Raw genomic sequence first — 2,746 nt, 5'->3', positions numbered from 1 at the left:
CCACCGCAGCCCCAATCCCCCCAGCCACGATATTCGCCGCAAGGTTCCCAATCGCTTCGTCGAGGTTGGCATTCCCACTGCCAACGCTTCCCGACACCGCACTGCCCAATTCAGCCAGTTTCCCAGCCGCCAGCGATGACGCCCCGGCACCGACCGCGCCAGCAATCACATTTGCACCGCCCAGCCCCGCAATCATTGCGCCACCGGCCGCGTGCAAGGCAGCGCGATACTCGCCGCCGTCCTTCCAACCTTCGACATCCGCGGTGGCCTTTGCCAAGTTGGCGCGATTGTCTTCGCTGGGGTCGGCGTCGAACGCTTTCTCTGCCTTGCTCTGGGCTATCGCTGCATCCTTGAGCTTGCTGCTCGCAATATCCCCCACCGACTTCGCCACCGCCTCACCGGCCGCCTGCGCCGCAGCCATCGTGTCCGCTTGCTTGTTCAGCAAGTTGTTGAGGTCGGGGCCTTTGCGAACGGTCGAATTGGTATCGGTCGTATCGCGATTCAGGGTGGCTACGTCCTGCTTCTGGTTGGCGTCGTCAGTGATGTGGATCGTGCCCTCCGCAATGCCGGACTGCGCCGTGCCGCGTTGGCGGCCGCTTTCGTGCTGGGGAATCATGGGGCTGATGCCACCGGTGTTCTTGCCCGAGGTCTGGCCGGTCTTCTCGTCCTTGACCTTGGGGCCGAAGGTGAAGCCACCGGCCACGCCGAACGACGTGCCCTTGTAGTCCGATCTGTTCTCGATATCGTCCCAGCTCAGGGTGCCCGTCTTCAGCGAGTTCTTGTCCTTCGTGGCCGTGCTGGCGATGAGGGCGCCCTGGAGGTCGGTGTTGCCTTTGACGTTCAAGTCGAACCCGCCGTCGCCTGCGTAGATGCCGGATTGCTCGGCCACGTTGGCGAAGTTGCCGTTGGCCTTGCCCGTCGATGCCGAGAGCGAGCCGCTCAGGCCGCCGCCTTGACTGAAGCTCAGACCACCGCCCGCGCTGGTCTGGCGGGCGCGGGATTGCTCGGTGTCTTGGTAGCTGGCGAGGTTGAGGTGGCCGCCGATATCGGCCGACACCTTGCGGCCGCTGACCACGCCGCCGAGGATGTTGGTGTCGCCACCCGAGACGATCGACACCGATTCGCTGCCCGTGATGCGGCTGTAGACCTGTGTGGTGCCACTGGTGTCGCTATTGCCCTTGTTCGTCGACCCTGACGCCGACGCGCCGAAGCCCTGCGCGCTGTAGGACATGCCGATGCTGCCGCTGCTCGACTTGTTCGTGGTGTGGGTCTCGTAGGTATCGGTCGCAGAGGCGATGTTGACCTTGCCTTTACCCGCCAGTCCCACTTGTGTGGCGGCGATACTGGAACCCACGATATCCAGATTGCCAGCGGTCTTGTTGCCATCGGCATCCTGACCCGTGGCGATGAAGACCGCCTTGCCGCCAGCCTGCACCTTCGATCCGGCGTGCGAGGTGTTGTCCTGCGTGAGCGTGCTCTTGTTCTTGCTGGTGCCGAGGGAGAGGGTGATAGCGGTGCCGAGCGGTCCTGAACCACCGGCCAGGCTCTTCATGGCATCGCCCGCACCCTTGGCCGCGTCATAGGCGTCGCGACCTGCTGCGATACCCCACAGCGCCGACGCCCGGCCATCCTGGCTCTTGGTCGCCGAGCTGACTTTCTGGCCCGCATTGATTGCCGAGCCGAGCGCGCCGCCGCTAACCCCCAGCGTCAGGCCGGTCTGCTTGATCTCGTGGGTTTCGTCGTGATGCGCGCGGCCCTTGGCGGCTTCGATCGCCACATCGGCGCCCACGCCTGTCAGATCCTTGGCGGCGATCAACTGGCTGCCTGTCACGCGTAGCGTGCTCCCCGCCCTCAGGCTGACATTGCCATCGGTACTGCCGACGAGGCTGCCGGTTTGCGTGACGGCGCTGTCGTTGATCGTGTCCTTCTGGTCACGCGAGCCGTAGGAGAGGCCGCCACCCGTGGCGCCGAAGCCCGTTGCCTTGGTGCGTGAATAGCTGTGGCTCTCGCTGCTGCTCTCCGCCGCGCCAATCGTCAGGTTGCGGCCAGCTTCCAGACCCACGTCCTGAGTGCCGGCCACCGTCGATCCGCTGACCGCCAGATCGCGTCCGGCGCTGCCCCGTACGGTATCGCCCGATATCACAGAGCCGACCGCCACCGTGTTGCGCGAGTTGGTGGTCGTGGTCGTTTCCTTCTTCGACATGAATCCGGATTTTTTCGATTGGGACCAGCTATCGGATGTGTGCTGCTCGGTTACGGTGCCAACGGTCACGTCACCCGTGGCGACCAGTGACACCGCACCACCTTTTGTTGTCGCGGTGCCGGTGCTGACGGAAGAACCAAGCACGGCGAGGTTGCCGGTGCTGCCAGCCTCGGTCGGCTGTGCCTTGATGCCGTTGGCTTCGAGAATCGCCGCCGCTGCAGCCTGTCCCGCGCCCAGCGTGGCATTGCTGCCCGCCTGCACCGCACTGCCGCGCGCGGTTTCGTCATAGGACGATTGCGTGAATTGCGATCGCTTGTTGCTCGAGGATCCTGCATCGCGCGTCTGCGTATCGAGCGATGCGGTGACCGTGGCGCTGCGTCCCGCCAGCAGCATGGCGTCGCTGCCTGCCTGGATGGCCGAGCCGGTCAGCGTGGCATCGCGCCCGGCTACCGCCGTGACACTGCCGCCCGCCTGCACACGGCTGCCGACGCCACTAGTGGTCTGTTCACGCAGGTAATCGCGACCGCCATGCGCGGTGGCATC

The 2,746-nt window shown here is 65.1% G+C and carries 1 protein-coding gene; it reads right to left on the bottom strand.

Translation table 11 applies throughout. The annotated features are described in order from the left end of the window. Positions 1-2,746, bottom strand: a 2,746-nt coding sequence (locus FFS21_RS31825) for a hemagglutinin repeat-containing protein (RefSeq protein WP_171020537.1), incomplete at both ends; no start/stop codon positions are given.

The sequence above is a fragment of the Cupriavidus sp. 2SB genome (genome assembly GCF_005503625.1).
In the GTDB taxonomy this organism is placed as follows: Bacteria; Pseudomonadota; Gammaproteobacteria; order Burkholderiales; family Burkholderiaceae; genus Cupriavidus.
This window is presented reverse-complemented; position numbering and strand designations above follow the sequence as displayed.